The sequence below is a fragment of the Arthrobacter sp. AIWTK1 genome (genome assembly GCF_056680535.1).
In genome coordinates this window covers 3,290,017-3,313,210 of the sequence record NZ_CM155287.1, presented here as the reverse complement: position 1 = coordinate 3,313,210, position 23,194 = coordinate 3,290,017, and the positions used below count along the sequence as shown (strand labels likewise).

Here is a 23,194-nt window from a genome sequence, read left to right as displayed (position 1 = left end):
GACACAGAAAATCCCTGGCGACACCGGAATTCCGGTGTCCCCAGGGATTTTGTGCGTCGGGGGACCGAAAGCGCGTCCGGAACGCCAGCGTCAGCTCTTGAGCTTGGGCTTGACGTCCTTCGTGTAGATGCCCTCCAACGTGGACTTCAGTGCGGTCATGGTGGCCTTGACGTCGCCCTGCTGGGTGAGGATCTTCGCCGCGGCCTTGGCCATTTCCTGGTCTGCGCCGGGCAGGAACACGCGGGCGTTGTCCTGGACCCGGGTGACCGCGAGCTGGTCCATGGCTGTCTTGATCTGCGGCGTCTTGGCCAGTACCGAGGTCATGTCGGCCGAAACACGGGTAGGCATGTAGCCCGTTGCTGCAGAGAATTCCGCGGTGCTTTCCGGTTCGGTCATGAACTTCAGGAACGTTCCTGCGGCCAGCTGCACCTCCTTGCTCACGCCGCTGGGGATGCCCAGGCCGGCGCCGCCCGTGGGGCACACGCCGCTTTCCACCTTGGGGCCGCCCGGCAGGAAGCCCACGCCCACGTTGAACTTGGCGGACTTCAGCACACCCAGCAGTGAGCCGGTGGACGAGATGGTGGACGAGGTGATCCCGGCCGCGAAGTCGTCAGCCGCTTCCTTCGAGGAAACACCGGCCCAGCCGTCCTTGTAGATGGAGTCCTGGGCCCACTGGAGTGCCTCGACGGATTCGGCCGAGTCGCAGTTGATGGTCCACTCATTGGACCAGCTGCCGCCCCAGCCCCAGAGGTTGTTCTGCAGGGTCCAGCCCGCGTAGCCCGCCAGCGCCGGGTAGATGTAGGCGTACTGCGCGCCCGAGCTGGCCTTCAGCTTCGGTGCCCACTCGGCGAACTCCTGCCAGGTTTTCGGTGCCCGGTCCGGGAGCCCGGCCGCCTTGAAGTGGTCCTTGTTGTAGTAGAACAGCGGCGTGGACCGGCCGTAGGGGAGGGCCCACTGCTTGTCGTCGTACTGGTAGTCCGCCACGAGGGACTTCTGGAAGTCGTCCACCTTGATGTCCAGCTGTTTGACGAGGCCGTTCAGCGGGATGATGTTGCCGTTGGAGAAGTAGCGGAACCACCAGACGTCGGAGAGCACCACAACGCCCGGCAGGGCTTCCTTGGCCGCCTGCGAGGTCTGGAACTTCTGGGCGATTTCCTCGTAGTTGGCGCCCGCAGTCACGAGGTTCACCTTGATGTCGGGGAACTTGGCGTGGAACTTCGCGATGATGGATTTTTCCACGTCCTGGGACTTGCCCGGGTGGTTGGTCCAGAAGTCGATGGACGCGGCCGGCTTGACGCCGCTGAAGTCGATCTCGGCGGCTTCGCTGGCCGGGGTGTTGCCGCCGGTGGACGGGCCGCCGCACGCTGCCAGTGCAGCGGCGCCGGCTCCTGCGCCGGCAAGCCCCAGGAAATGCCTGCGGTCAAGATTCATGCCCATTGTGGATCCTCTCAAAGGTGGTTTGCTCATGCTGACTCGTTGTACGGGTTGGATGACGGGTGGTGCGGGGAAAGCATGGGCGCGCCGGACAGGGCGGCCCCTAGCCGGTGACGCTGCCTTGGGTGAGGCCGGCCACGATGTAGCGCTGGAGTGCTGCGAACACCACCAGGATGGGGACGATCACCAGCACGGCGCCGGCCATGAGGATGCCCCAGCCGGACCCGTTGCCTTCGGAGTTCTGCAGCAGCGTCAGGCCCACCGGAAGGGTCATGGTTTCCGGGCGGTCCGTGATGATGAGCGGCCAGATGTAGTCGTTCCACTCGCTGACCACGGTGACCAGGGCAACGGTGGCGATCGAGGGGACAGACACCGGGACCACGATCCGCCAGAGCCTGCGCCAGTGGCCCGCGCCGTCGATCTCCGCGGATTCGAGGATGGAGGCCGGCAGCGTCATGAAGTGCTGCCGCAGCAGGAAGGTGCCGAAGGCGGTTCCCAGGCCGGGCAGGATGATGCCCCAGAGGGTGTTCTTTCCGCCAAGCCCTGCGATCAGGATGTAGTTGGGCAGGATGGACACCTGCGGCGGAACCATCAAGGCGACGAGGATCAGCACGAAGATGGCGTTCTTGAACGGGAAGCGAACGAACACCAGGGCGTAGGCGGTGAGGATGGCCAGCAGCACTTTGACGGTGGCGCCCACCAGCGTGACGATGGTGCTGTTCAGGAAGAACTGCGCGAACGGCACCGTGGTCATGGCGATGTTGTAGTTCTCCAGGGTCAGGCTCTCCGGGAGGATCTTCAGGTCCATGGTGATGATCTCGCCGGGCTGCTTGAAGGAGCTCAGGATCATCCAGAGCAGCGGAAGGAACACCACCAGGGTGGCCAGGATCAGCGGGACGTAGCCGCCGGCAATGGTCTGGACAATGTTGGCGCGGGACAGTGGCCGGTGCGTGCTCATGAGTAGTGCACCTTCCGTTCGACGAACCGCAGCTGCAGCACGGTGATGATGAGCAGGATGGCAAAGAGCACTACCGAGATTGACGCCGAGTAGCCGGCCCGGTTGAAGGCACCGAATGCCTGGAGGTAGGCCTCGTAGATCAGCGTGCTGGTGCCGTTGCCCAGGGGAGTCATGATCCTGATCAGGTCAAACGCCTGCAGCGAGCTGAGCATGGTGGTGATGAGCAGGAAGAACGTGGTGGGGGAGAGCAGCGGTACGGACATGCTCAGGAAGCGCCGGAACCCGTTGGCGCCGTCCAGTGAGGCGGCCTCCATGACGTCCTGCGGGAGCGACTGCAGCCCCGCAAGGTACACCACGGCGCAGTAACCCAGGTTTTTCCAAACGTAGACGATGATCACCATGACCAGCGAGAGCTGGGGATCGTTGATCCATTGCGGGCTTTGCTGGCCCAGGCCGCGGAGGACCCAGGCCAGGACGCCGTAGCCGGGGTCGAAGATGAACAACCAGACCAGGCCCACTCCGACGCCGCTGAGCACGTAGGGGGCGAAAACTGCGGACCGGGCAAAGGTGGTGCCCCGGACCTTGGAGTTCAGCGCGAGTGCGATCAGCAGGCCCAGCACCATGGAGCCGCCAACGGTGACCAGCGTGAAGATGGCCGTGGTGCCAAGCACCTTGGCGGCATCGGAACTGGTGAAGAACGTGACGTAGTTGTCCAGCCCCACCACGGTGGCGGACGCCGATCCCAGCGTCCAATCCAGGGTGGAGTAGTAGATGTTGTTGATGAGCGGGAGGTAGGTGAAGACCCCGATCAGCACCAGGTTGGGGAGTGCGAGGGCCATGAATACGAAGAAATCCCGGCGGGTCCTTCCGGACCATTTGGGCCGGCGCCGAAGGGCCGGACCGGCTTCCGCGACGGCGGACGGCCTGTCGGTCAGTTGTCTTGTCATTCGGTCTCTAACGGTTCCGGGCCCGCGGATGGCAGGCCGATGGATGTGGGGGTAGCTTCACTTCACCACATGGTTGGTGGGCAGAATCCCGCACAAGCCCTCGTCAGAGGATTGTTAGTCAAGGCTTCCTTGCCCGTTAACGCTGTGTTGCTTGCAGTATTACATGACGTTTGTTTTCACGGCAGGACTTGGTTCCGCGGGTCGCCAGATTCCTGGGAGCGGACACTCAGTTTGGCGAGGGCGCACAATGGAGCCATGGGAGCGATAACCGATGTCACCGGAATCCGGGTGGGACACTTGGCGAAGTCCGACGGCGGCTGGCTCACCGGGGTGACCGTGGTGCTGCCGCCGCCGGGAACCGTGGGTTCCGTTGACGTCCGCGGCGGCGGCCCGGCCACCTTCGAAACCGATGCCCTGGACCCGGCAACGCTCTCGCAGCGGGTGGACGCCGTGGTGCTCACCGGCGGCAGCGCCTATGGACTCGTCGCAGCGCGCGGGGCCCAGCGCTGGTGCGAGGAAAACGGCCGGGGATTCGGCGTGCCCGGGGGACTGGTGCCGATCGTTCCGGCCGCCGCCATCTTCGACCTGGGCCGCGGCGGTGACTTTTCCGCCCGTCCCGATGAGGAGATGGGTTACGCGGCAACTGCCGCCGCTGCCGCCCAAGAGGAAGGGCACGACGTCGAACGCGGCAACGTGGGGGCCGGCACCGGAGCCGTCCTCGGCAGGGGGACGTACAAAGGGGGAGTGGGCACGGCCTCCATCACCTTGGACAACGGCGTGGTTGTAGGGGCACTGGCGGTCGTTAACGCAGTGGGACTGCCTTATGGCACATCGCCGGAACGGGCGGAAGCCCCGCGCAGCGCGGATCAGGCAACCCCACCCCTCAACACCACCCTCGTCGTCGTCGCCACCAACGCCGTTCTGAACAAGGTGGAGTGCAAACGGACCGCCTCTGCCTGCCATGCCGGGCTGGCCCGGGCGCTAAACCCGTCCCACACTTTGGCGGACGGTGACACCGTGTTCGCCCTGGCAACCGGCGCCGTCGAACTTCACAGCAGCACCGACGTCCCCCGGCAGTTCAGCCTCATTGCGCTGCAGAGCGCGGCCGCCGACGTCGTGACGGAAGCCATCCTGGACGGCGTTTCGCGGGCTGAAGGCGTCTCAACCCCGGCGGGGGTATTTGCTGCATATGGGCCGGTGGTGCGCTACCATGGTCCGATTTAACATTCCTGCCGAGATGGCGTAGTGTTGTCTGTTGGTTGTCTGCCCTGTTTGTGCCCTTTTGCGGTCGTAAGGCAGAAGCCAATCAATCAAAAACGTTCGCAGTCATGTCCGGTGCCAACCGGGAGGCTGTGACAACAACAGTTAGCGGAGGGTATGGCCAAGAAGGACGGGGTCATTGAGATCGAGGGCGTTGTGACTGAGGCGCTGCCTAATGCGATGTTTCGCGTTGAGCTCACCAACAAGCACATCGTTCTGGCGCACATCTCTGGAAAAATGCGCCAGCACTACATCAGGATTCTCCCTGAGGACCGGGTAGTGGTGGAGCTGAGCCCGTACGACCTCACACGTGGTCGTATCGTCTACCGCTACAAGTAAACGCTGGGCGGCCAGAGCTTTAGCCGAAGGCCGGTCCAGTAGACCAACTGCAACACGCAAAGGAACGCCATGAAGGTCAAGCCGAGCGTCAAGCAGATCTGCGAAAAGTGCAAAGTGATCCGCCGTAATGGCCGGGTCATGGTGATCTGCGAGAACCCGCGCCACAAGCAGCGCCAGGGCTAATTTCCTTCACGGGAAACCCTGGGTTGCTAACCCACGCAAGTAAATAAAGGCAGCACAAGCTGAACTGGGACATTAGCTCGACAGAGCCCGGACAGCTAACCCCCGGTCGGAGGCTGGGGCCGCACTGAAAGTGCGGGTGTACTGCCTACGACCTCCGGTTTATACAAGGAGTACCGCCACTATGGCTCGTCTCGCTGGCGTAGACATTCCCCGCGAAAAGCGGTTGGAAATTGCGCTTACTTACATCTACGGCGTGGGCAAGACCCGTGCACACGAAACCCTGGCTGCTACCGGCATCAGCGCTGACGTTCGGGTCAAGGACCTGACTGACGCACAGCTGGTTGAGCTGCGTGACTACATTGAAGGCAACTACAAGGTTGAGGGTGACCTTCGCCGCGAAGTGGCCGCTGATATCCGCCGCAAGGTTGAAATCGGCAGCTACGAAGGCCTGCGTCACCGCAAGGGCCTGCCCGTACGCGGTCAGCGTACGAAGACCAACGCTCGTACCCGCAAGGGTCCGAAGCGTACCGTCGCCGGCAAGAAGAAGGCCGGACGCTAAACACAGCGTTCTGCTTTCCCCCATAACTTTCTGTAGGAGAAATAATGCCCCCGAAGACTCGTGGCGCGGTTCGCAAGCCGCGTAAGAAGGACAAGAAGAATATCGCGCTGGGCCAGGCGCACATCAAGAGCACCTTTAACAACACCATCGTTTCCATCACGGATCCGAACGGTGCTGTCATCTCCTGGGCTTCTGCCGGTGAGGTTGGCTTCAAGGGCTCACGTAAGTCCACCCCGTTCGCTGCCCAGATGGCTGCCGAAGCTGCTGCAAAGCGCGCCCAGGAGCACGGCCTGAAGAAGGTTGACGTGTTCGTCAAGGGACCGGGTTCGGGCCGCGAAACCGCAATCCGCTCGCTGCAGGCCGCCGGCCTGGAGGTTGGCTCCATCCAGGACGTCACCCCCGCCGCGCACAACGGCTGCCGCCCGCCGAAGCGCCGCCGCGTCTAAGACGTTTCCAGCAGCTGCAGCTTGCCCGGACCTTCACGGGTCCGGGCAGGCCCAGCCGCGTTAAGTCTTCAGACCGAATTTCCACCACCTGTGTTGCGTCATATAGCGGATGCTCGCCGAAAGGAAACCTAAGTGCTCATTGCACAGCGCCCCACCCTCTCTGAAGAGGTCGTCTCCGAAAACCGCTCCCGTTTCATCATTGAACCGCTGGAGCCGGGCTTTGGATACACTCTCGGAAACTCCCTCCGCCGTACCCTGCTCTCCTCCATCCCGGGCGCTGCTGTAACCAGCATCCGGATCGATGGCGTGCTGCACGAGTTCACCACGGTTCCGGGTGTCAAGGAAGATGTCACCGAGATCATCCTGAACATCAAGAACCTGTCGGTTTCCTCCGAGCACGACGAGCCGGTTGTTGCTTACCTGCGCAAGCAGGGCCCGGGAGTCGTCACCGCCGCGGACATCGCTCCGCCGGCCGGCGTCGAATTCCACAACCCGGATCTGCACATTGCCACGCTGAACTCGAAGGGCAAGTTCGAACTCGAACTGACCATCGAGCGCGGCCGCGGCTACGTTTCGGCAGCTCAGAACAAGTCCGGCGATTCCGAGATCGGCCGTATCCCGGTCGACTCGATCTACTCGCCGGTGCTGAAGGTTACTTTCCGCGTGGAAGCCACCCGTGTTGAGCAGCGCACTGACTTCGACAAGCTGATTGTCGACGTCGAGACCAAGCAGGCCATCGCCCCGCGCGATGCCGTTGCTTCCGCAGGCACCACCCTGGTGGAACTGTTCGGTCTGGCCCGCGAGCTGAACACCGCAGCTGAAGGTATCGAGATTGGCCCGTCGCCGACTGACGCTGCCCTGGCAGCTGACATGGCCCTGCCGATCGAGGATCTGGACCTCACCGTCCGTTCCTACAACTGCCTCAAGCGTGAGGGCATCCACACCGTGGGTGAACTCGTTGCCCGCTCCGAGGCCGACCTGATGGACATCCGTAACTTCGGTGCGAAGTCCATCGACGAGGTCAAGGCCAAGCTGGTTGAACTGGGTCTGTCCCTCAAGGACTCGCCTCCCGGTTTCGACCTGGCAGCACGCGCCGCAGCCATCGAAGAGGACGACGCCGCGTTCAGCGACGACGAGCTCTAACAAGCAGATCTTGGCCGGCTGGCTGGATGCACCACGTTGTGCGCAGCCCACCGGCTTCCATATGAGGAGAAACAATTATGCCTACCCCCACTAAGGGTCCGCGCCTCGGAGGCGGCCCGGCTCACGAGCGTCTTATGCTCGCGAACCTGGCAGCAGCACTGTTCGAGCACAAGCGGATCACCACCACGGTGACCAAGGCCAAGCGCCTGAAGCCGTACGCAGAGCGTCTGGTGACCTTCGCCAAGCGCGGCGACCTCGCTTCCCGCCGTCGTGTACTCGGCCTGATCAGCAACAAGGGCGTCGTCCACGAGCTGTTCACCGATATTGCACAGGCAGTGGAGAACCGCGATGGCGGCTACACCCGCATTACCAAGATCGGCAACCGCAAGGGCGACAACGCTCCCATGGCTGTCATCGAACTGGTCCTCGAGCCGGTTTCCGCCAAGCAGGCCGTCGTAGCCGAGGCTACGTCCGCTGCCAAGCGCGACGCCGACAAGAAGGAAGCCGCTGCTGCTCCTGTTGCAGAGGAAGCTCCCGCCGAGGCTGAGGTCGCTGAGACCGAAGCTGCTCCGGAAGCCGAAGCAACGGAAGCCCCCAAGGCTGAGGCTGCTGAAACCGAAGAGGCCCCTGCTTCTGCGGAAGAAGCCACCGAAGCTGCTGAAAAGCCTGCTGCTGAGGAAAAGGACGCGAAGTAATTCGCTAAATCCTTGGCTTAGACTTAAGTCTATGAACCACCAGAAACCCGCTGCCCCCGTTTTGGGGGGCGGCGGGTTTTTGCGTATCCGTTTGGATTTGGCGTACGACGGCGGACCCTTCAGCGGGTGGGCAGTTCAGCCCGGCATGCTGACGGTCCAGGGCGTCCTGGAGAGCGCTCTGGCGCTCCTGATCCGCCGCAAAGTGCGCGTGACTGTCGCTGGCCGCACCGACGCCGGCGTGCACGCCCGCGGGCAGGTGGTCCACCTGGACCTCACCGAAGTGGAATGGCAGGGACTGAACCGCGGCGCTGAACTGGATCCCGCCGTCGCGCTCCTGCGGCGCCTGCGCGGGGCTCTGAGCAGGGGATTGGGCGACCTCACCGGCGCGATCGAAGTGCACAGCGTCACCGTGGCTCCGGAGGGGTTCGACGCGCGGTTCTCGGCACTGTGGCGCCGGTACAGCTACCGCATCGCGGACGGTCCGGCGCTGTGGGATCCGTTGGGCAGGTATTACACGCTCTGGCACAAGGAGCAGCTCGATGTGTCGCTGTTGAACGAGGGCGCGTCCAAGCTGCTGGGGCTGCAGAACTTCCGTTCCTACTGCAAACCCCGGGAAGGCTCCACCACCATCCGGGAGCTGCAGCGCTTTGAATTCGCGCGGGGAAGTGACGGGGTCATCGTCGCCACCGTGCAGGCAGACGCCTTCTGCCACAACATGGTGCGGGCGCTGGTGGGCTCTGCCCTGTATGTCGGTTCCGGGGCGGAGAAGCCCGGGTGGTTATACGAGCGGCTGCTCCAGCAGAAGCGCGACGCGAAATCGGTGCTGTCCGCTCCGCATCCCCTGGTGCTCGAGGAAGTAGCCTATCCGTCGGACAGCGAGTTGCTGGCCCGGGCTGAATTGACCAGAGCCCTCCGTAAATAGCTACCAATGGGCTGCGCATAAAGTGCCCGGCCCATTCCTGGCAGACAAAGTTAACGGGAAAGTCACGCCAATTGACATTTAGGAATTTACCCCGCAAAAACAGCCCACTAAAAGCGAGATTTCTTGTAGCGTAGTCCCTCGGGGGGTGTAACAGGCATGTGCGATGGGCAGGTGCCTGCATGGGGTCTCTGGGGATGTATGGGGTTTGGCCATGAGCGATCTGGGAGTAGCTGTGGTTATCGAGGACGACAAGGACATACGTAACTTGTTGGAATCGGTCTTCCTTCAGGCGGGTTTTGAGGTGCATAGCGCCGCGGATGGCCGCGAAGGCGTGGAATTGGTCCGGCAACAGCGGGCGAATGTTGTCACTTTGGATGTCGGTCTGCCGGATATAGACGGATACGAGGTGCTGCGGCGCATTAGGCAGTTCAGCGACGCCTACGTTGTGATGTTGACAGGGCGGACCGAGGAGCCGGACATGCTGACCGCGCTGCACTCGGGCGCGGACGATTACATTACTAAGCCGTTCCGTCCGCTGGAGCTTCGGGCCAGGGTGGCGGCCATGATGCGGCGCCCGCGGAACGGCGACGCACCGAGGCAGGCGCCGGCCGCCACGCCTGTACCGCCTGCAGACACGGGAGCAGGATCCCGTGACGTTCTGGAGCACAGGAACCTGAGGCTCAGCCCGCGGACCAGATCGGCCGAACTGGCGGGCAAGGAACTGGAGTTGACCCGCAGCGAGTTTGTCCTGCTGGAGGAACTCCTCCGGGCCGGCGGCGCAGTGTGCACCCGGGCGGACCTGGTGAAGGTGGTGCGGGGGGACTACTACCAGGACAACACGTATATCAGCGAGGCTGACGAGCGTGCCGTGGAAGTGCACATCGGGAACCTCCGGAAGAAGCTGCACGAGGACACGCACTCGCCGCAGTTGCTGCAGACGGTCCGGGGAGTCGGGTACCGGCTCGGTGCCGGCAAGCTCTAGCGGCGTTGCAAGCGGCGTCGCCGGGCGGCCTGCCGGGCGGGCCGCCGGTGGCTTAGCCCGCCGGCAGGTAGCTGAGGCGGAGCTGGGCAACCGTTTCGTGGCCAAGGTCGGAGACGCATGCCAGCATTGACTGGCCTTCGTCCCAGCAGCCCGAACGGATCATGCTCTCGATGTCTTCCGCCAGGCGGGCGAGGCGCAGGCCTCCTACCATCGCCGAGCCGATCTTCAGGCTGATGGCGGCGTCCAGGGCAGTGGTCCGGTCCTGGCCGGAGATCGCGTTCGTCAGGTTGAGAAATCGCTGTTCCCAGATCTCGATGTAGTCCAAGGCGAACTTCCTGGCGACGGCCGGCTGGGCCAGCTGGCTCTCGAGGTCCTGCAGCACCAGGAGGTCCACAAGCGGGATTTCCTCAAAAGCCACACCGTCAGTGCCCGGGGCAGCTGCGGCCTCGGACAGGGCGGGGATCTGGTCCGCACCCTCGCCTTCGGTGTAACTGCCTGAACTGGACATATGACAACGCTACTTCCTGATTCTGTCAATTCACTGGACTTCGGCAGATCTTGTGGAAACCTTGAGTCTCTTGGGTTTACAGGGGGTGACAGGGGTCACCTGCGTACCTTACTGGCCGCTAAATGTGACAACTGTGTTGATGACGGCCGGGCCGAGAATTGCGATGAACAGCACGGGAAAGATGAAGAACAGGAGAGGGAAGAGGATCATCACCGGCAGCTTCATGGCCTTTTCCTCAGCACGCTGCCGTCGCTTCACCCGCATCACTTTGGCCTGAATCCGGAGGACCCGGCTGATGGCTATGCCGTAGGTGTCAGCCTGGACAATCGCCTGGACGAAGCTGCGCAGCTCCGGGATGTTGGTGCGTTCGGCAAGCGCGACGTACGACTCCCGGCGGCTGCGTCCCACCTGCATGTCCTGCAGAGTGCGGATGATTTCTTCGGCCAGCGGCCCTTTGCCGTTTTCCCCGGCACGGGCCATGGCACCCTCGAAGCCGAGGCCCGCTTCCACTGAAATGAGCATCTGGTCCAGGGTGTTGGCGAGTTCCAGCTGCATGGCCTTCTGCCGCTCCACGCCCTTGCTGTAAAGGAGCAGATCGGGGATGAAGTAGCCCAGGAAGAGCAGGAACAGCCCGGCCAACTTGATGATCGGTTTGGGGCTGCTCATGCTGATGAGGATGAAAAGGGACGCGCCCACCAGCCCGAGGACGGGTTTGGCCGCGAGGATGCGCCCCAGCGGCCACGCTGCAGGCCGGCCGGCCAGGGATAGTAGCCGGTCGAGTTTCCGGACGTAAGCGGTGGGGGTCAGGCCGTAGCCGATCCTGCCGAGGAACCGTCCCGGTGTCTTTTCAGGGAGTTCCGACGCCCTCCTGCCGCGGGTCAGGATAGCCACCGTTGCCGTCCGGGCCTTGCGGTCCACGGACAGGACGGACCATGCCAGATAGCCGATGGGGAGGCTTACCAGGAGGAGCGAGGACAGCACCACGGGATTCATCGGGGGCCTCAGAACTTCAGATCGATGATTTTGCGCATCCACAGGCTGCCGATGGTCATAAAAACCACCGACGCCGCGATCATGGCCCACCCCAGCGGATGCGTGAACATCGCGTCCATGTAGCCGGGGTTCACCGCCATGAGCATCAGTACGATGCCGATGGGCATGGCGATCAGGATGTAGGCGGAGAACTTGCCCTCCGCCGCCAGTGCCTTGATGTGGCCCTTGATTTCGGACCGTTCACGGATCGTTTCATTGACCTGGTCCAGGACCTCAGCCAGGTTGCCGCCCACCTCGCGGTTGATCTGGATGGCCTGCGCGATCCAGACGAAGTCGTCGTTCTTCATGCGTTCCGAGGTGTCCGTTAGTGAAGCCAGCAGGTCGCGGCCCAGGCTGGTCTCCGTGATCACCCGGCGCATCTCCTCGGCGGTGGGGCTTTGGGACTCGGCAGCGGCGGCATCGATGGCCCGGAGGATGCTGTGCCCTGCCCGCAGGCCGCCGGCGAGGAGCTGGAGGGTGTCGCCGAGCTGCTGGTCGAACCTGGCCCGCCGCTTGCCGGCGAGGAAGCCCAGCACCATGTGCCCCACGAACGGCGCCAGGATGACAAGGAGGACCGAGACCACAGGCAGGCCGATAACCAGGCCCACCAGTGCACCCACGATGGCACCGGCGATGACCAGGACGATGAACTCGGCCTGGCTGAGCCGGACGCCCGCAGTTTCCAGGGACTCCCGGTTGTAGAGGCGAAGGTTCCTGGCTGCCAGGAAGCGGCCCAGGGCTCCGACAGTGATGTTTGCCAGGCGCGTCAGCCGTGACGGCGGGTCGGAGTCATAGGGACGACGGCGGCTGAGGGCGATCTCCGGAGCACCGGGTATCAGCAGCGCCACCCCCAGAAGAAGCGGTGCCAGGAAGAGGAGCGCGGCTCCGACGATTATGAGCATCCCGGCGTCCCTACGCCATTCTCTGGCCGGCGGGGCCAGCGGGACCGGGATGGCCGGCCGGGCCGCCGGGCGTGGCGAAGACGGCGGGGGAGACATGGATTCCCAGGTCCTCGAAGCGGTCGATGAAGCGCGGCCGGATCCCCGTGGCCACAGGACGTCCCAGGAAGCGGCCCTGGGCGTCGACGCCGGCGGAGTAGTCGAAGACGAACGCGTCCTGCAGGGTGACGATGTCGCCTTCCATGCCCTGCACCTCGGTCACGTGGGTGATGCGGCGGCTGCCGTCCCGCAGCCGCGAGATCTGGACGATGAGGTTTACTGCCGAAGCTATCTGTTCCCGGATGGCCCGCAGCGGCAGGTCCATCCCGGCCATGAGCACCAGGGTTTCGAGGCGTGCCACGGCGTCGCGCGGCGAGTTGGAGTGAACGGTGGACAGGGATCCGTCATGGCCCGTGTTCATGGCCTGGAGCATGTCCAGCGACTCGCCGCCGCGGACCTCACCCACCACGATGCGGTCGGGGCGCATACGCAGCGAGTTGCGCAGCAGTTCACGGATTGTCACTTCGCCTTTGCCTTCGGTATTGGGGGGACGGCTCTCCAGCCGGACCACATGCTCCTGCTGGATCTGCAGCTCCACGGCATCCTCGATGGTGACGATCCGCTCGTCCGAGGGCAGGAAGGACGAGAGCACGTTCAACAGGGTGGTCTTCCCGGTTCCCGTTCCGCCCGAGACGATGATGTTGAGCTTGGCTTTGACGCAGGCGTTCAGCAGCTCCGCCATTTCCGGCGTCAGGGTGCCAAAATCGATGAGGTTGCGGACAGTGAGGGGTACCTTGCTGAACTTCCGGATGGTCAGCGACGATCCGCCCACAGCCAGCGGCGGGATCACCGCGTTGACACGGGAGCCGTCCTCCAGCCGGGCGTCCACCAGGGGAGAGGACTCGTCGATGCGGCGGCCCACCTTGGACACAATGCGCTCGATCACCTTCCGCAGGTGTTCCTCAGAGCTGAACCGGGAATCCGCCAGCGTCAGGTGGCCCTTGCGCTCCACATAGATCCGGTCCATCCGGTTGACCATGATTTCGGTGACGGCGGGGTCGTCCAGCAGCCGCTGCAGCGGTCCGTAGCCCAGCACGTCGTCGGCCACGTCCTGGACCAGACGTGTGCGTTCCTCCGATGAGAGCGGCACCTGCTCGGCGTCGATGATGCGGGTGAGTTCCTCGCGGGCGGACGTCCGGAGCTCCAGTTCGGTGATGGCCGAGTCGTTGAAGCGGGCACCCAGGCGTTCGAACAGCGCCGTCGCCGCCCGCTCCTTCAAGGCGGCGAACGCGTCAACAGGCTGCTGGGCCTTCGCCTTTGCCTCGTCGGCGTGGTCAGTCCCCGCTGACGGTACGACGACGGCGGCAGCCGGTGCCGCCGTCGTCGTCCGCTTTTCCGGGGTGGACGGGGCCCACGGTTCGGGCTGCCGGACCGGCAGCTCCGGGCGGTCCAGTTCGAGCGTTGCTGTCGCCGCCCGGGAAACAGGCGACGGCGGGGCAACGGTTTGGGTGCGGGAGGGCGACAGTGACTGCGACTTCGCCTGAACTGCGCTGATGCGCTCTGAAAGTTTCATCTAGACCACGACCCTTCGGTGCAGTTTGCGTTGCGATGTGGCCCGCCAGGCGGGGTTGAACCGGTTGACGAGCTGGTTCAGGCCCTTGGTTGCCGGGTCCTTGGCTGACTCCTGTAGGACGGGAATGCCGCGGTTGGTGGACAGGGCCACGGCGCGGGACCGCGGAATGCTGACGTCCACGGGCGCGCCGATGGTCGACTCGAGGTCCTGTACGGTGAGCCCCAGCTTTGAATCGGCCATGTTGAGCACCACGTGCCGGGTTTCCGGGAGGATTTCCAGCTGGCGCAGCACGTCCAGGCCGGAGCGCAGGCCGCGGACGCTGGGGATGTCCATGCCGCTGACCCACACCACATCCGTGCACTGCTCCATGGCGGCGAGGCCGATTTCCGGAAGTCCGGGAGCGGTGTCCACCACCACGTACTGGAACTGTTCGGAAAGCTGTTCCAGCAGCCGGCTGACCTGTTCCGGAGTGATCTCGTCCGCATCAACGGGCGTTGGCGGAGCGCACAGGGCGTAGATGCTGCCAGGGTGGACGGTCAGGAACGCTTTGAGGACCAGGGAGTCCTGGCTCGCGGCGGGGGACACAGCGTCCGTCACGGTGTGCTGCGGGTCGAGGTAGAGCCCGGAGGCGACATCGCCGAACTGCAGGTCCAGGTCCACGATCACCACGCTCATCGGGGCAATCTTGCCCAGCCCGATGGCGATGTTGGTGGCGATGGTGGTCTTGCCCACCCCGCCCTTGGGGGAGAAGACGCCGATGACCAGGCCCTTGTTGGTTTCCGTCATCGGCGGGGGCGCCTGGACGCGGTGCCGGTTGGCGAACTGCTGGCTGGCGCGTTCCAGTAGGACCCGGATCTGCGCCGCATCGGAGCCGGGGGAGAGGATGTCCCGGATGCCCGCGCGCATGGCCTGCAGGATGAAGTCCGGGTCCGGTTCGCTGGCGAGGATGACACTGAGCTCAGGGAACCGGACATTCATCACCGTGGCGAGCCTGAGCGATTCCTCCACGGGAACGTCCGGCCCCAGGATGAGGACCTCGGGACGTTCCTGGTTCAGGTGGGCGAACAGGTCGTTGGGATCGGCGGGGAGCAGGCTGGTGAAGAAGGTCTGCACGCCTCCTTGGAGGCCGCCGGCAACGGCCTGGCGGAGGCGGCCATCGAAGTCGACGTCGGGGGTTATGAGGACGAAGCGGCTCATTTGTAGACGTCCGGCCGGATCATGACGCGCGGTCCGTTGTCCTCGGCGTCGAGCGGTTCCCGGCTGAGCCAGATGGCATCGCCGAACTCGGAGGCGAACACGATCTTGCCTGCGTTGATGTCGTTGACTGCCACGGTGATCATCAGGGATCCGGTGGGAAGGTTCACGTCCCGGGGGTCGGGTTCTGGTCCGGCGCTCGCCGACGGTGCCGGTTTGGCGGCAGCTCCTTCGGGAGCGCGCTGGACCGCGGTGACCAGGACCTTGTGAATGGAGAGCTGTGTGGTCTCTTTGTCCGCCTTGGATTCGATGCCGCCGGATTTCATGGAGATGAAGATGCCCACGTGGTCGCCGGGCTGGAGGCGCCCGCCCACCACCCGCTGCGGCTCCAGCTGGAAGGAGACTTCCTGGAGGCCAGCCGGCACTTTCACCGAACCCGAGGTCTGGAGATCTTCCGGCGCGACGAGCTTCTCCGCCAGCAGCTGTTCGCCCGGGACAAGGTCTGCGGCGGCCACTTTGCCGGCGGATTCGTCGAGGGTGTCCAGCGCGGACTTTGCGACGGCGGTGCCCGGCACCTGTTCCAGGGCCACCGATGCTTTAACGGTGTCTACGGTTGCACCGGCGGGGACGGCTTTGGTGACCACGAGTACGCCCACCGGGTCCAGGTCCTTGACGGCGCGCTGGTCCGCGCCCTGGGCGTACGTGACGACGAGGACAGCCCCGACGATGGCCAGGAGGACTGCCACCACCCCTGCCAACAAACGTGACTTCACTGACTGCTCCTGTGGTTTGGGGACTTGCTAATTCGGTTCTGGCTAAAGGGAAAGGCGGACAACAGTGGTCCCGTAGTCGGGTGCGTTGCCGAGCTCGAGGGCTTGGGAGAGGGAAACAAATTTAACGAAGTAGCCCCGGATGGTCTTGTTGTCCACCTTGCCGCCGGCAGTCCAGCTGATATCAGCGAAGTGGTAGCCGGTGACGTGAAAGGCGGCAAAACCCTTGATGAAGTACTTGCCGGTGGAACCTGTTCCAGTGGCAATGTCATACAACGGCAACAGCACGGTTTGGTTGTTCATCTGGTTGAAATCGGCCGCCGTACATACAGTCGGAGCGCTGGCACCGGTGTCGCTGGAGAACCACACTCCCGAATTGTTTGATGCGCCGGCCGTTACTGTCACTGCGCATTTTGTTCCTGAACCCTGGATCCAGCCGAATCCGCCGGGGATACCGGCGCAACCGTTGAATGCCTGGTCCAGCACCTGTTCCGCGCCGACACCGGTTGTGGGTGAGATGTTGAGCTTACAATAGGCAATCGCCAGCGGCAGGATGACTGGTCCCTTGAATGGCGTGCCCCATCGGGCGGTCGAGCTGGCGTTGACCTCTGCGGTATCCATTCCCAGGACACGGGCGAAGAAGAGCGAGACCTCGTTCGCGGCTTTGCCAGCCTCCTGCGCACCGGCGATGACGGTGACGGTGCGGGTTGTCTTGTCCAGGACGGTGGATTTGATGTTGCTGAGGCCGTCGTTTGCGTTGCCGTTGGCGAAGCCTGACGCCAGGGATGAGGTGGTGGAACAGTTCGCGTCGTTGAGGTCCCGGCTGCACTTTTGTGCGATGGCCAGGGCTGCGGCGTCGGCACCGTTGCGAAGCTGCGTCCGCTCGGCGTAGAGCATGCTCACGTCCACGGCTATGGCTCCGAAGCCCAGGAGCACAACGAGTAAGACGGCGACCAGTACGCTCACGGCGCCGTGTTCGCCGTCGGGCCTTCTGTAGTGTTTTCCGTTCTGGGGTGTCAGCCGCCGCACAGCATGGCTCCCTTGCCGGTCATCGGAAACGGGCCGGCGATGCCGGTCATGGTGGCGAGGTTGTAGCTGATGGTTATGGTGATGCGGTTTCCGGGTGCGCAGCTGGTGGTGCCGGTATCGAGATTCTTGAACTTGATGTCGGTGTCCTTCAGCACGGGCTGCAGTGATACCGCAGTACTCTTCGCCGCGGTGTTGGCAGCGGCGATGCTGTTGGAGATGGCCATGACCCGGACGCCCTCACGGGCGGCGGCGGAGAGTGAGGCCTGGGCATTGTAGGCCCGGCCGAATTCGACGATGCCCAGGAGCAGCATGATGAGGACGGGCGCCAGGATCGCAAACTCGACCGCAACGGCTCCGCGCTCGGATGCCCTGGACATGGTGGTGCCTTTCGTTCAGGCCAAATGGGGGGTAAGACAGCCGAAGTGGCGGCGGCTTAGGTGCCGCCGCCACTTTCCTGGGTGACGCGCTGTGGGTGCGTCAGAGGTTGGGTGGGTTATGGGGTGGTTGGGGCGGCGCAGGCACCCGTGGTTGCGTTCCAGGTGGTGCCGCTGTTCGTCACGCCGCACTGGACGTTGTGGAACATGTCGCTCAAAGTCGTTCCGAGGAGGGTGACCGCCACAATGATGACGACGGCAATGAGGGCGACCATGATGCCGTATTCGACGGCGGTGGCGCCGGTCTCTTCACGGCGGAGGCGGGAGGCGAGGTACTTGAGAGAGGAAAGCATTGGGACTCCTGAGCGAGTTCGGGTGGCTGGTCCTGCACCAGCTCTGCCCAAAAAGTAGCAACCACTTTCCTGCTCACGGACGGATCTTTGAGCATCCTGCGCTAAGCCTGCTCGACTTGCGCCTGCCCTGGGGTGGGCCTGTGCCTTTCATGCGGAATAACTGCGTTTTAGACCTCGCAGGCATCCAAGAGGACCCCCTCGGCTCTGGGTGCCGAGGGGGTCCGGTCGTGGGGATCCCCTCGGCTCTGGGCCCGAGGGGATCCTGTCTGTGCGCACAATGCAGTTGGTGCGATCGAAGTTGGGCTGGAAGCTAAAAACCGTCCGAGAAAGCTGCGATTATGTTAATGACGGCTGGACCCAAAATCACAATGAATAGGACAGGCAGGATGCACAGCATCAAAGGAAACAGGACTTTGATTGGAAGCTTCATCGCTTTTTCCTCTGCCCGTTGACGCCTTTTGACTCGCATCTGTTTGGCTTGAGTCCTGAGCACATTAGCTATCGCGATACCGTAAACATCTGCCTGAACCACGGCCCTGACGAAACTCCGAAGGTCCGGGGCGGCAGTGCGCTCGGCCATGGCCAGATACGCTTCCCTTCGGCTTCGTCCGACCTGCATGTCCTGAAGCGTTCTTAGCAGTTCCGCCGCGAGCGGTCCCTTACCGTTCTGGCCAGCTCGCGCCATAGCTGACTCGAAGCCCAAGCCCGCCTCGACCGAAATTAGCATCTGGTCAAGGGTACTTGGAAGCTCCAGTTCGATGGCATCCCTGCGTTTCGTTCCCTGGCTGTGCAGAAGAAGGTCTGGAACAAAATAGGCCAGCAGTGTCAAAAACAGCGCTAGAAGAACGGTGGTCCCAGTAGGCGTTTTGATGACCAAGAGAACACCCAAGACACCGACTACGAGCGCCAACGCGGGCTTGGTCACGAGCAAGCGCTCCAGAGGCATCCCATGTGGCCGCCCGGCCCGCGCTAATAGTTTGTCTAACCACAGGGCATATCCTGTTGGCGCCAGACGCCGGCCGAGACGCGCCATGCTTGGCGAATCTGCGCCACCTTCAACTGCCCCGGAAGAACCGTGGCCGCGGCCAAGATTGATGCGGATGGCAGCAAGTCCGGGTCGATCGACTGCTATGACGGACCAGAGCATTGCTGAGGTCGGAACCACGATTGTTGCAACAATGAACCACGCTATAACACTCATGTCAGCCACCTTCAGAACTTGATCTTAACGACTCGACTCAGCCACACGGAACCGAGAGCCAGCAGTATGATGGCAACGCCAAGCATGACCCACCCGAGCACGCCGGAGTACAGAACGCTGATATAGGTTGGATTAGCGAATCCGAGAAAAATAAAGATTCCTACAGGCAAGCCAATCAGGATGTACGCAGACAGCTTGCCTTCGGCGCTAAGTGCCCGGACTTGGCCCTTGATTTGCATACGTTCTCTGATAGTTTCCCCGACTTGATCCAGTACTTCGGCCAGGTCGCCGCCGACTTCGCGATGAATTTCGATCGCCTGGCTAGTCCAGTCAAAATCCTCGCTCCGTAGGCGTTTTGCGGAGTCCGCCATGGATTCCTTCAGATCGCGACCAAGTCTGGTCTCAATGACCAATCGTGCGAATTCCTCAGAGGTGGGGGCATCAGACTCTTGCGCGACGGCGTCGACAGCCCGAAGCAGACTGTGACCAGCGCGGAGCCCTCCGGATAGCATCTGCAACGTGTCGCCAAGCTGAGCCTCGAACTTCGCCCGTCGCCTGGCTGCCATGATGTTCAAGAACAACATGCCAGCGATTGGCGTTAGAAGGATGAACAGCAGCGTCAACACCCAGCCGCCCAGCACAAATCCGATGACCGCTGCCGTAACTGCAATGCATGCGATCAGCAAAATATAGTCTGCCTGGCGCATACGCAGCCCGGCTTCTTCGAGTGAGTCGGCCGAGCCAAAACTCGCTTTGCGGCTGACGTTTCGATCAACAAACGACGTTGCGGCCGCGGTTACACGTGACAGAACAGATGGTTGCTCTGCAAGGCCGGGCCTTCTTCGCGATAGTCTTATGGCTGACTGCCGACCGCGAAATGCGACCAAAATCAGGATCAAAAGTGCCCCTAGGCAAAGACCTACGCCTAGCACTAGGAAGACAGGGCTCGTGGCTGTCACCTGTAAACACCCCCAATTGGCATGCCACCGAATACGGCGGGTGAGAGGACGATCCCGAGATCAGCGAAATGATCCACGAAACGGGGCCGCACTCCCGTCGGTACAGGGCGGCCAAGGAATCGCCCATTCGCGTCAACCCCTGCGCTGTAGTCGAACGTGAAAGCATCTTGTAGGGTCACGACATCTCCTTCCATTCCTTGGACCTCGGTGACATGAGTGACGCGTCGTGTTCCGTCCCGAAGACGCGATATGTGAACGATCAAGTTAACCGCTGAGGCGACTTGCTCACGAATTGCGCGGAGCGGCAGATCCATTCCCGCCATTAGGACGAGGGTCTCCAGTCTGGCGATCGCATCCCGGGGCGAGTTGGCGTGGACGGTGGAGATCGAACCGTCGTGCCCTGTGTTCATCGCCTGCAGCATGTCCAAAGATTCACCGCCACGGACTTCACCAATGACGATTCTGTCTGGGCGCATGCGGAGGGAGTTCCGGACTAGATCCCTAATGCTGATCTCGCCCTTGCCCTCGATGTTTCGTGGCCGGCTTTCTAGTCGCACAACGTGATCCTGTTGGAGCTGTAGCTCGACAGCGTCCTCGATCGTGACGATGCGCTCATCAGTCGGGATAAATGAAGACAGAACGTTAAGCAATGTAGTTTTCCCTGTTCCGGTACCTCCAGAAACCAGGATGTTCAGACGAGCGTGAACACAAGCGTTCAACAATTCTGCAATCTCGGGTGAAATAGTGCCGAAAGAGATCAGATCACTTACTTTCAGCGGAACTTGACCGAATTTGCGGATTGTCAGCGATGACCCGCTGACGGCCAAGGGCGGGATGATGGCATTGACCCTGGATCCGTCGGCAAGTCTGGCGTCCACCAGGGGAGAGGATTCGTCGATTCTTCTGCCGACTTTAGTAACGATTCGCTCGATGATCCGGCGCAAGTGCTCTTCGGATGTGAATCGTGATCCCGTGAGGAAAAGCTTACCTCCACGTTCTATGTAGATCTTGTCGGGCCCGTTTACCATTACTTCCGTAACTGCTTCATCGGCAATGAATTTCTGCAACGGGCCCAGCCCCATGACATCATCCATGATCTCCTGAACGAGGCGCTGTCGCTCGCTTGAAGACAGAGGAATTTCGTCGTCGTCGATGATTGTACGAAGTTCGTCTTTTACGTATTGATTCAGCTCACCATCATCCAGCGACGAGTCCGACATCCGACTGCCCATACGTTCATAGAGTGCCGTTCCCGCTCGGTCCTTCACGGCAGTCAGTGCGTCGTTGGACTCAGCGCTATGCCCTTGGGCCTCGGGCCCATTCCACGGCGAGGGTGTCGGGCTGTTCTGGGCGTGCACTGACCACGGATCTTCTCTTCGAGGCACCTGGACCGGCTTGTCTTGTTCGGGGCTACGTACTGACTCAAAGCGCTTTGCGAGTGTCATTGGACTATCGCCCTTCTGTGAAGTTTCTTATGAGGTCGTTGCTCCCAATTCGGGCTGAAGCGTTCCACCAGTTGGCGAAGACCCTTGGCCACTGCGTCGCGGGAATTATCTTGCAGCAAGGGGACTCCCTTGTTTGTGGAGAATGGGACTGAGTGGGACCGCGGAAGGACCACATCAACAGGACATCCGATGGTTGTTTCGACGTCCTTGAGATTCAGCCCACTGCGCCGATCGCCAAAGTTGAGCACCACATGCCGGTTGGGGGGTAGGAGGCTGAGTTCCGTCAAAACGGAAAATCCTGTCCTGAGGCCACGGATACTGGGAATGTCCATGCCGCAAACCCACACGCCGTCGGTAGCCTGCTCCAGAGTCGCAAGAACGTGTTCTCCAAGCCCCGGTGCAGTGTCCACGACCACGTACTGAAATTCGCTGGCTAGCTGCGTGAGCAGACGAGAAACTTGTTCACCGGTGATCTGATCTGCATCAACTGGGTTTTGCGGTGCACACAGGGCATATATGCCTGACGGATGCAACGTCAGGTATGACTTCAGTACCAGGCTGTCGGATACAGCAGCGCCCTTTACCGCATCCGCCAACGTTCTTTCAGGTTCAAGCATGAGCCCCGATGCAACGTCACCAAACTGGACGTCGAGGTCGACGACAACTACGCCCATCGGCGCAATTTTTCCCAGGCCAACGGCCAAATTGGTGGTGACGGTTGTCTTGCCCACACCACCCTTTGGGGACAGTACGCCGATGATCCTTCCACCTTCAGGTGGCGGCTCGACACTGTTGCCAAGTCCTCGCCGGCGTCCCGCGGCCGCAAGACTGGCTCGTTCAAGCATGATATGAATGGCGTCTACGTCCGCGCTAGGTTCCAATAGATCCCTGATTCCGGCACGCATGGCCGGCAGTGCGACACCTGAGCTTGTCTCGGTCACGAGTACCACGCTGATCTCGGGGTACTGGAGGTCGAACAGGCTGGCGAGCCTGATGGAATCTTCTACAGGGAGTCCGGGCCCAAGCAGTATGACTTCAACGAGATCCCCTGATAGGGCTCTCAATACGTCGTCGGGTCCGGGCGGGAGATAATTCGCTACGATCCCGTGAAACGCTCCCCGGAGTCGTGAGGCGGCCTGCCGGGCGCGGCCTTCGAAATCGGCGTCGGCTGTGATGACTACGAACCTGCTCATCGGTACAGCTCTGTCTTCTTCACGACGACTGGAGCAGTTTCCGCTGCGGAGGTCGGTTCTTTCGTCAGCCAAAGACTTCCGAACTCGGCGCCGAAAGCGATCTTTGCAGAATCCACATCATTCCTTGCAAAGGTCACGAGAAGCTGGCCCGTAGGGAGCTCGGTATTCGCTTGCTTCGCAGGGTCGGTTTCCTCTGAGTTTTTCGAAGCTTCATCGGTGGAGCGTTGGACGCTCGTTACCAGGACTTTGTGGAAGACCTGTTGAGTCGTCTCCATTTCGGGTGCATCTTTGCTTGCCCCCTTGCCGAAGGAAATGACGATGCCGACGGTATCGCCGGCTGCGATGCGCCCGCCCACCACACGTTGCGCCTCCAACTGGACTGACATTTCCTGCATGCCCTCGGGAACAGGAACCGATCCAGGGGCGGAAAGTGCATTAGGATCTGCCAGGCGAGCACCGAGCAGCGCCTCCCCTGGCAACAGGTCGACCGCCGCTACCTTCCCGTTAAGTCCTTCCAGACTTTTCAAAGCACCATTGGGTACTGAGGCAGATGGCAATGAGGTCAGTTTCACGGCTGTCCTGATCTTCTCCAGATCAGCACCTTTCTCAACTTGATCCTGAACTACGAGCACCTCAACGGGCTGTAAGTCCTTTTGGGCCCTAGCCTCCGATGCTGAAACGTATGAGACCAGTAACACAGTGCCAACAATTGCGAGCACAAGTGCGACGATGCCTCCCAGTAGGCGTGTTTTCAATT

General features: G+C 62.2%; 26 protein-coding genes. 9 read left to right on the top strand and 17 right to left on the bottom strand.

From position 1 onward, the window contains the following. Positions 1-90: 90 nt before the first annotated feature. From AC1MDG_RS15125 to AC1MDG_RS15115, 3 genes are all read right to left on the bottom strand, one after another. A complete protein-coding gene (locus AC1MDG_RS15125) occupies positions 91-1,437 on the bottom strand; it encodes an ABC transporter substrate-binding protein (protein WP_479804853.1) in 1,347 nt (448 codons plus the stop codon). 100 nt (positions 1,438-1,537) lie between these two features. Next, positions 1,538-2,392: a carbohydrate ABC transporter permease gene (locus AC1MDG_RS15120; protein WP_479804851.1), complete on the bottom strand. Its 855-nt coding sequence runs from the start codon at positions 2,390-2,392 to the stop codon at positions 1,538-1,540. Continuing rightward, positions 2,389-3,339: a carbohydrate ABC transporter permease gene (locus tag AC1MDG_RS15115; protein WP_479804849.1), complete on the bottom strand. Its 951-nt coding sequence runs from the start codon at positions 3,337-3,339 to the stop codon at positions 2,389-2,391. Before AC1MDG_RS15115 ends, AC1MDG_RS15120 begins: the two co-directional genes overlap by 4 nt. A 255-nt stretch (positions 3,340-3,594) precedes the next feature. Between AC1MDG_RS15115 and AC1MDG_RS15110 the strand changes: the two genes are divergently transcribed. The 9 genes from AC1MDG_RS15110 (at position 3,595) to AC1MDG_RS15070 (ending at position 9,868) form a co-directional block, all read left to right on the top strand. Continuing rightward, positions 3,595-4,563: a P1 family peptidase gene (locus tag AC1MDG_RS15110; RefSeq protein WP_479804847.1), complete on the top strand. Its 969-nt coding sequence runs from the start codon at positions 3,595-3,597 to the stop codon at positions 4,561-4,563. Positions 4,564-4,716: 153 nt separating this feature from the next. Continuing rightward, positions 4,717-4,938, top strand: a complete 222-nt coding sequence (gene infA / locus AC1MDG_RS15105; RefSeq protein WP_009358723.1) for a translation initiation factor IF-1 — start codon at positions 4,717-4,719, stop codon at positions 4,936-4,938. Between the two features lie 69 nt (positions 4,939-5,007). Further along, positions 5,008-5,121: a 50S ribosomal protein L36 gene (rpmJ, locus tag AC1MDG_RS15100; RefSeq protein ID WP_009358722.1), complete on the top strand. Its 114-nt coding sequence runs from the start codon at positions 5,008-5,010 to the stop codon at positions 5,119-5,121. Positions 5,122-5,302: 181 nt separating this feature from the next. Next, a complete protein-coding gene (gene rpsM / locus AC1MDG_RS15095) occupies positions 5,303-5,680 on the top strand; it encodes a 30S ribosomal protein S13 (RefSeq protein ID WP_011692780.1) in 378 nt (125 codons plus the stop codon). Between the two features lie 44 nt (positions 5,681-5,724). Beyond that, the gene (gene rpsK, locus AC1MDG_RS15090; protein WP_011692779.1) at positions 5,725-6,126 is read left to right on the top strand and encodes a 30S ribosomal protein S11; all 402 of its coding nucleotides are present in this window, start codon (positions 5,725-5,727) and stop codon (positions 6,124-6,126) included. A 132-nt stretch (positions 6,127-6,258) separates the two neighbouring features. Further along, positions 6,259-7,269 (top strand): DNA-directed RNA polymerase subunit alpha, encoded by a 1,011-nt coding sequence (locus AC1MDG_RS15085; RefSeq protein ID WP_011692778.1) that lies wholly within the window; start codon positions 6,259-6,261, stop codon positions 7,267-7,269. A gap of 77 nt (positions 7,270-7,346) precedes the next feature. Further along, positions 7,347-7,964 carry a 50S ribosomal protein L17 gene (gene rplQ / locus AC1MDG_RS15080; protein ID WP_479804844.1) on the top strand — a complete coding sequence of 206 codons (618 nt, stop codon included), beginning with the start codon at positions 7,347-7,349 and terminating at the stop codon, positions 7,962-7,964. Positions 7,965-7,995: 31 nt separating this feature from the next. Then, positions 7,996-8,886: a tRNA pseudouridine synthase A gene (locus tag AC1MDG_RS15075; protein WP_479804842.1), complete on the top strand. Its 891-nt coding sequence runs from the start codon at positions 7,996-7,998 to the stop codon at positions 8,884-8,886. 211 nt (positions 8,887-9,097) lie between these two features. Continuing rightward, positions 9,098-9,868 carry a response regulator transcription factor gene (locus AC1MDG_RS15070; protein WP_479804840.1) on the top strand — a complete coding sequence of 257 codons (771 nt, stop codon included), beginning with the start codon at positions 9,098-9,100 and terminating at the stop codon, positions 9,866-9,868. A gap of 52 nt (positions 9,869-9,920) precedes the next feature. On the opposite strand, the gene AC1MDG_RS15065 is transcribed toward AC1MDG_RS15070, so the two are convergent. The 14 genes from AC1MDG_RS15065 to cpaB (AC1MDG_RS15000) form a co-directional block, all read right to left on the bottom strand. Next, positions 9,921-10,376: an Hpt domain-containing protein gene (locus AC1MDG_RS15065; RefSeq protein ID WP_479804838.1), complete on the bottom strand. Its 456-nt coding sequence runs from the start codon at positions 10,374-10,376 to the stop codon at positions 9,921-9,923. A gap of 108 nt (positions 10,377-10,484) precedes the next feature. Next, positions 10,485-11,369: a type II secretion system F family protein gene (locus AC1MDG_RS15060; RefSeq protein WP_479804836.1), complete on the bottom strand. Its 885-nt coding sequence runs from the start codon at positions 11,367-11,369 to the stop codon at positions 10,485-10,487. A gap of 8 nt (positions 11,370-11,377) precedes the next feature. Continuing rightward, on the bottom strand, positions 11,378-12,310 hold the full coding sequence (locus AC1MDG_RS15055) for a type II secretion system F family protein (protein ID WP_479804834.1): 933 nt from the start codon (positions 12,308-12,310) through the stop codon (positions 11,378-11,380). 10 nt (positions 12,311-12,320) lie between these two features. Beyond that, on the bottom strand, positions 12,321-13,919 hold the full coding sequence (locus tag AC1MDG_RS15050; protein ID WP_479804832.1) for a TadA family conjugal transfer-associated ATPase: 1,599 nt from the start codon (positions 13,917-13,919) through the stop codon (positions 12,321-12,323). Further along, the gene (locus AC1MDG_RS15045) at positions 13,920-15,116 is read right to left on the bottom strand and encodes a CpaE/TadZ family protein (protein WP_043482982.1); all 1,197 of its coding nucleotides are present in this window, start codon (positions 15,114-15,116) and stop codon (positions 13,920-13,922) included. It lies immediately after the preceding gene. After that, entirely contained in the window at positions 15,113-15,886 is a 774-nt protein-coding gene (cpaB, locus tag AC1MDG_RS15040; RefSeq protein WP_479804830.1) for a Flp pilus assembly protein CpaB, read from the bottom strand. The genes AC1MDG_RS15045 and cpaB (AC1MDG_RS15040) overlap by 4 nt, the downstream gene beginning before the upstream one ends. 42 nt (positions 15,887-15,928) lie before the next feature. Further along, positions 15,929-16,849 carry a pilus assembly protein TadG-related protein gene (locus AC1MDG_RS15035; protein ID WP_479804828.1) on the bottom strand — a complete coding sequence of 307 codons (921 nt, stop codon included), beginning with the start codon at positions 16,847-16,849 and terminating at the stop codon, positions 15,929-15,931. 50 nt (positions 16,850-16,899) lie between these two features. Beyond that, positions 16,900-17,289 carry a TadE/TadG family type IV pilus assembly protein gene (locus tag AC1MDG_RS15030; RefSeq protein WP_479804826.1) on the bottom strand — a complete coding sequence of 130 codons (390 nt, stop codon included), beginning with the start codon at positions 17,287-17,289 and terminating at the stop codon, positions 16,900-16,902. 116 nt (positions 17,290-17,405) lie between these two features. Beyond that, positions 17,406-17,639: a Flp family type IVb pilin gene (locus AC1MDG_RS15025; RefSeq protein WP_479804824.1), complete on the bottom strand. Its 234-nt coding sequence runs from the start codon at positions 17,637-17,639 to the stop codon at positions 17,406-17,408. Positions 17,640-17,949: 310 nt separating this feature from the next. Further along, positions 17,950-18,840, bottom strand: coding sequence for a type II secretion system F family protein (locus AC1MDG_RS15020; protein WP_479804822.1), 891 nt, complete (start codon positions 18,838-18,840; stop codon positions 17,950-17,952). Positions 18,841-18,851: 11 nt separating this feature from the next. After that, on the bottom strand, positions 18,852-19,547 hold the full coding sequence (locus AC1MDG_RS15015) for a type II secretion system F family protein (protein WP_479804820.1): 696 nt from the start codon (positions 19,545-19,547) through the stop codon (positions 18,852-18,854). Positions 19,548-19,795: 248 nt separating this feature from the next. Beyond that, entirely contained in the window at positions 19,796-21,244 is a 1,449-nt protein-coding gene (locus AC1MDG_RS15010; protein ID WP_479804818.1) for a TadA family conjugal transfer-associated ATPase, read from the bottom strand. Then, complete coding sequence (locus AC1MDG_RS15005; RefSeq protein ID WP_479804816.1) at positions 21,241-22,437, bottom strand: CpaE/TadZ family protein; 1,197 nt, start codon at positions 22,435-22,437, stop codon at positions 21,241-21,243. Before AC1MDG_RS15005 ends, AC1MDG_RS15010 begins: the two co-directional genes overlap by 4 nt. Further along, a complete protein-coding gene (gene cpaB / locus AC1MDG_RS15000; RefSeq protein WP_479804815.1) occupies positions 22,434-23,069 on the bottom strand; it encodes a Flp pilus assembly protein CpaB in 636 nt (211 codons plus the stop codon). The genes AC1MDG_RS15005 and cpaB (AC1MDG_RS15000) overlap by 4 nt, the downstream gene beginning before the upstream one ends. Positions 23,070-23,194 lie beyond the last annotated feature (125 nt).

What these genes read in the sequence shown, in the direction of transcription:
- AC1MDG_RS15125 (WP_479804853.1), bottom strand. Translation starts at nt 1,437, where the DNA reads ATGGGCATGAATCTTGACCGCAGGCATTTCCTGGGGCTTGCCGGCGCA.
- AC1MDG_RS15020 (WP_479804822.1), bottom strand. Translation starts at nt 18,840, where the DNA reads ATGAGTGTTATAGCGTGGTTCATTGTTGCAACAATCGTGGTTCCGACC.
- rpsK (WP_011692779.1), top strand. Translation starts at nt 5,725, where the DNA reads ATGCCCCCGAAGACTCGTGGCGCGGTTCGCAAGCCGCGTAAGAAGGAC.
- AC1MDG_RS15010 (WP_479804818.1), bottom strand. Translation starts at nt 21,244, where the DNA reads ATGACACTCGCAAAGCGCTTTGAGTCAGTACGTAGCCCCGAACAAGAC.
- AC1MDG_RS15005 (WP_479804816.1), bottom strand. Translation starts at nt 22,437, where the DNA reads ATGAGCAGGTTCGTAGTCATCACAGCCGACGCCGATTTCGAAGGCCGC.
- infA (WP_009358723.1), top strand. Translation starts at nt 4,717, where the DNA reads ATGGCCAAGAAGGACGGGGTCATTGAGATCGAGGGCGTTGTGACTGAG.
- AC1MDG_RS15060 (WP_479804836.1), bottom strand. Translation starts at nt 11,369, where the DNA reads ATGAATCCCGTGGTGCTGTCCTCGCTCCTCCTGGTAAGCCTCCCCATC.
- AC1MDG_RS15050 (WP_479804832.1), bottom strand. Translation starts at nt 13,919, where the DNA reads ATGAAACTTTCAGAGCGCATCAGCGCAGTTCAGGCGAAGTCGCAGTCA.
- AC1MDG_RS15070 (WP_479804840.1), top strand. Translation starts at nt 9,098, where the DNA reads ATGAGCGATCTGGGAGTAGCTGTGGTTATCGAGGACGACAAGGACATA.
- rpmJ (WP_009358722.1), top strand. Translation starts at nt 5,008, where the DNA reads ATGAAGGTCAAGCCGAGCGTCAAGCAGATCTGCGAAAAGTGCAAAGTG.
- AC1MDG_RS15025 (WP_479804824.1), bottom strand. Translation starts at nt 17,639, where the DNA reads ATGCTTTCCTCTCTCAAGTACCTCGCCTCCCGCCTCCGCCGTGAAGAG.
- AC1MDG_RS15115 (WP_479804849.1), bottom strand. Translation starts at nt 3,339, where the DNA reads ATGACAAGACAACTGACCGACAGGCCGTCCGCCGTCGCGGAAGCCGGT.
- rpsM (WP_011692780.1), top strand. Translation starts at nt 5,303, where the DNA reads ATGGCTCGTCTCGCTGGCGTAGACATTCCCCGCGAAAAGCGGTTGGAA.
- AC1MDG_RS15120 (WP_479804851.1), bottom strand. Translation starts at nt 2,392, where the DNA reads ATGAGCACGCACCGGCCACTGTCCCGCGCCAACATTGTCCAGACCATT.
- AC1MDG_RS15055 (WP_479804834.1), bottom strand. Translation starts at nt 12,310, where the DNA reads ATGCTCATAATCGTCGGAGCCGCGCTCCTCTTCCTGGCACCGCTTCTT.
- AC1MDG_RS15045 (WP_043482982.1), bottom strand. Translation starts at nt 15,116, where the DNA reads ATGAGCCGCTTCGTCCTCATAACCCCCGACGTCGACTTCGATGGCCGC.
- rplQ (WP_479804844.1), top strand. Translation starts at nt 7,347, where the DNA reads ATGCCTACCCCCACTAAGGGTCCGCGCCTCGGAGGCGGCCCGGCTCAC.
- AC1MDG_RS15075 (WP_479804842.1), top strand. Translation starts at nt 7,996, where the DNA reads ATGAACCACCAGAAACCCGCTGCCCCCGTTTTGGGGGGCGGCGGGTTT.
- AC1MDG_RS15015 (WP_479804820.1), bottom strand. Translation starts at nt 19,547, where the DNA reads ATGCGCCAGGCAGACTATATTTTGCTGATCGCATGCATTGCAGTTACG.
- AC1MDG_RS15030 (WP_479804826.1), bottom strand. Translation starts at nt 17,289, where the DNA reads ATGTCCAGGGCATCCGAGCGCGGAGCCGTTGCGGTCGAGTTTGCGATC.
- AC1MDG_RS15110 (WP_479804847.1), top strand. Translation starts at nt 3,595, where the DNA reads ATGGGAGCGATAACCGATGTCACCGGAATCCGGGTGGGACACTTGGCG.
- AC1MDG_RS15065 (WP_479804838.1), bottom strand. Translation starts at nt 10,376, where the DNA reads ATGTCCAGTTCAGGCAGTTACACCGAAGGCGAGGGTGCGGACCAGATC.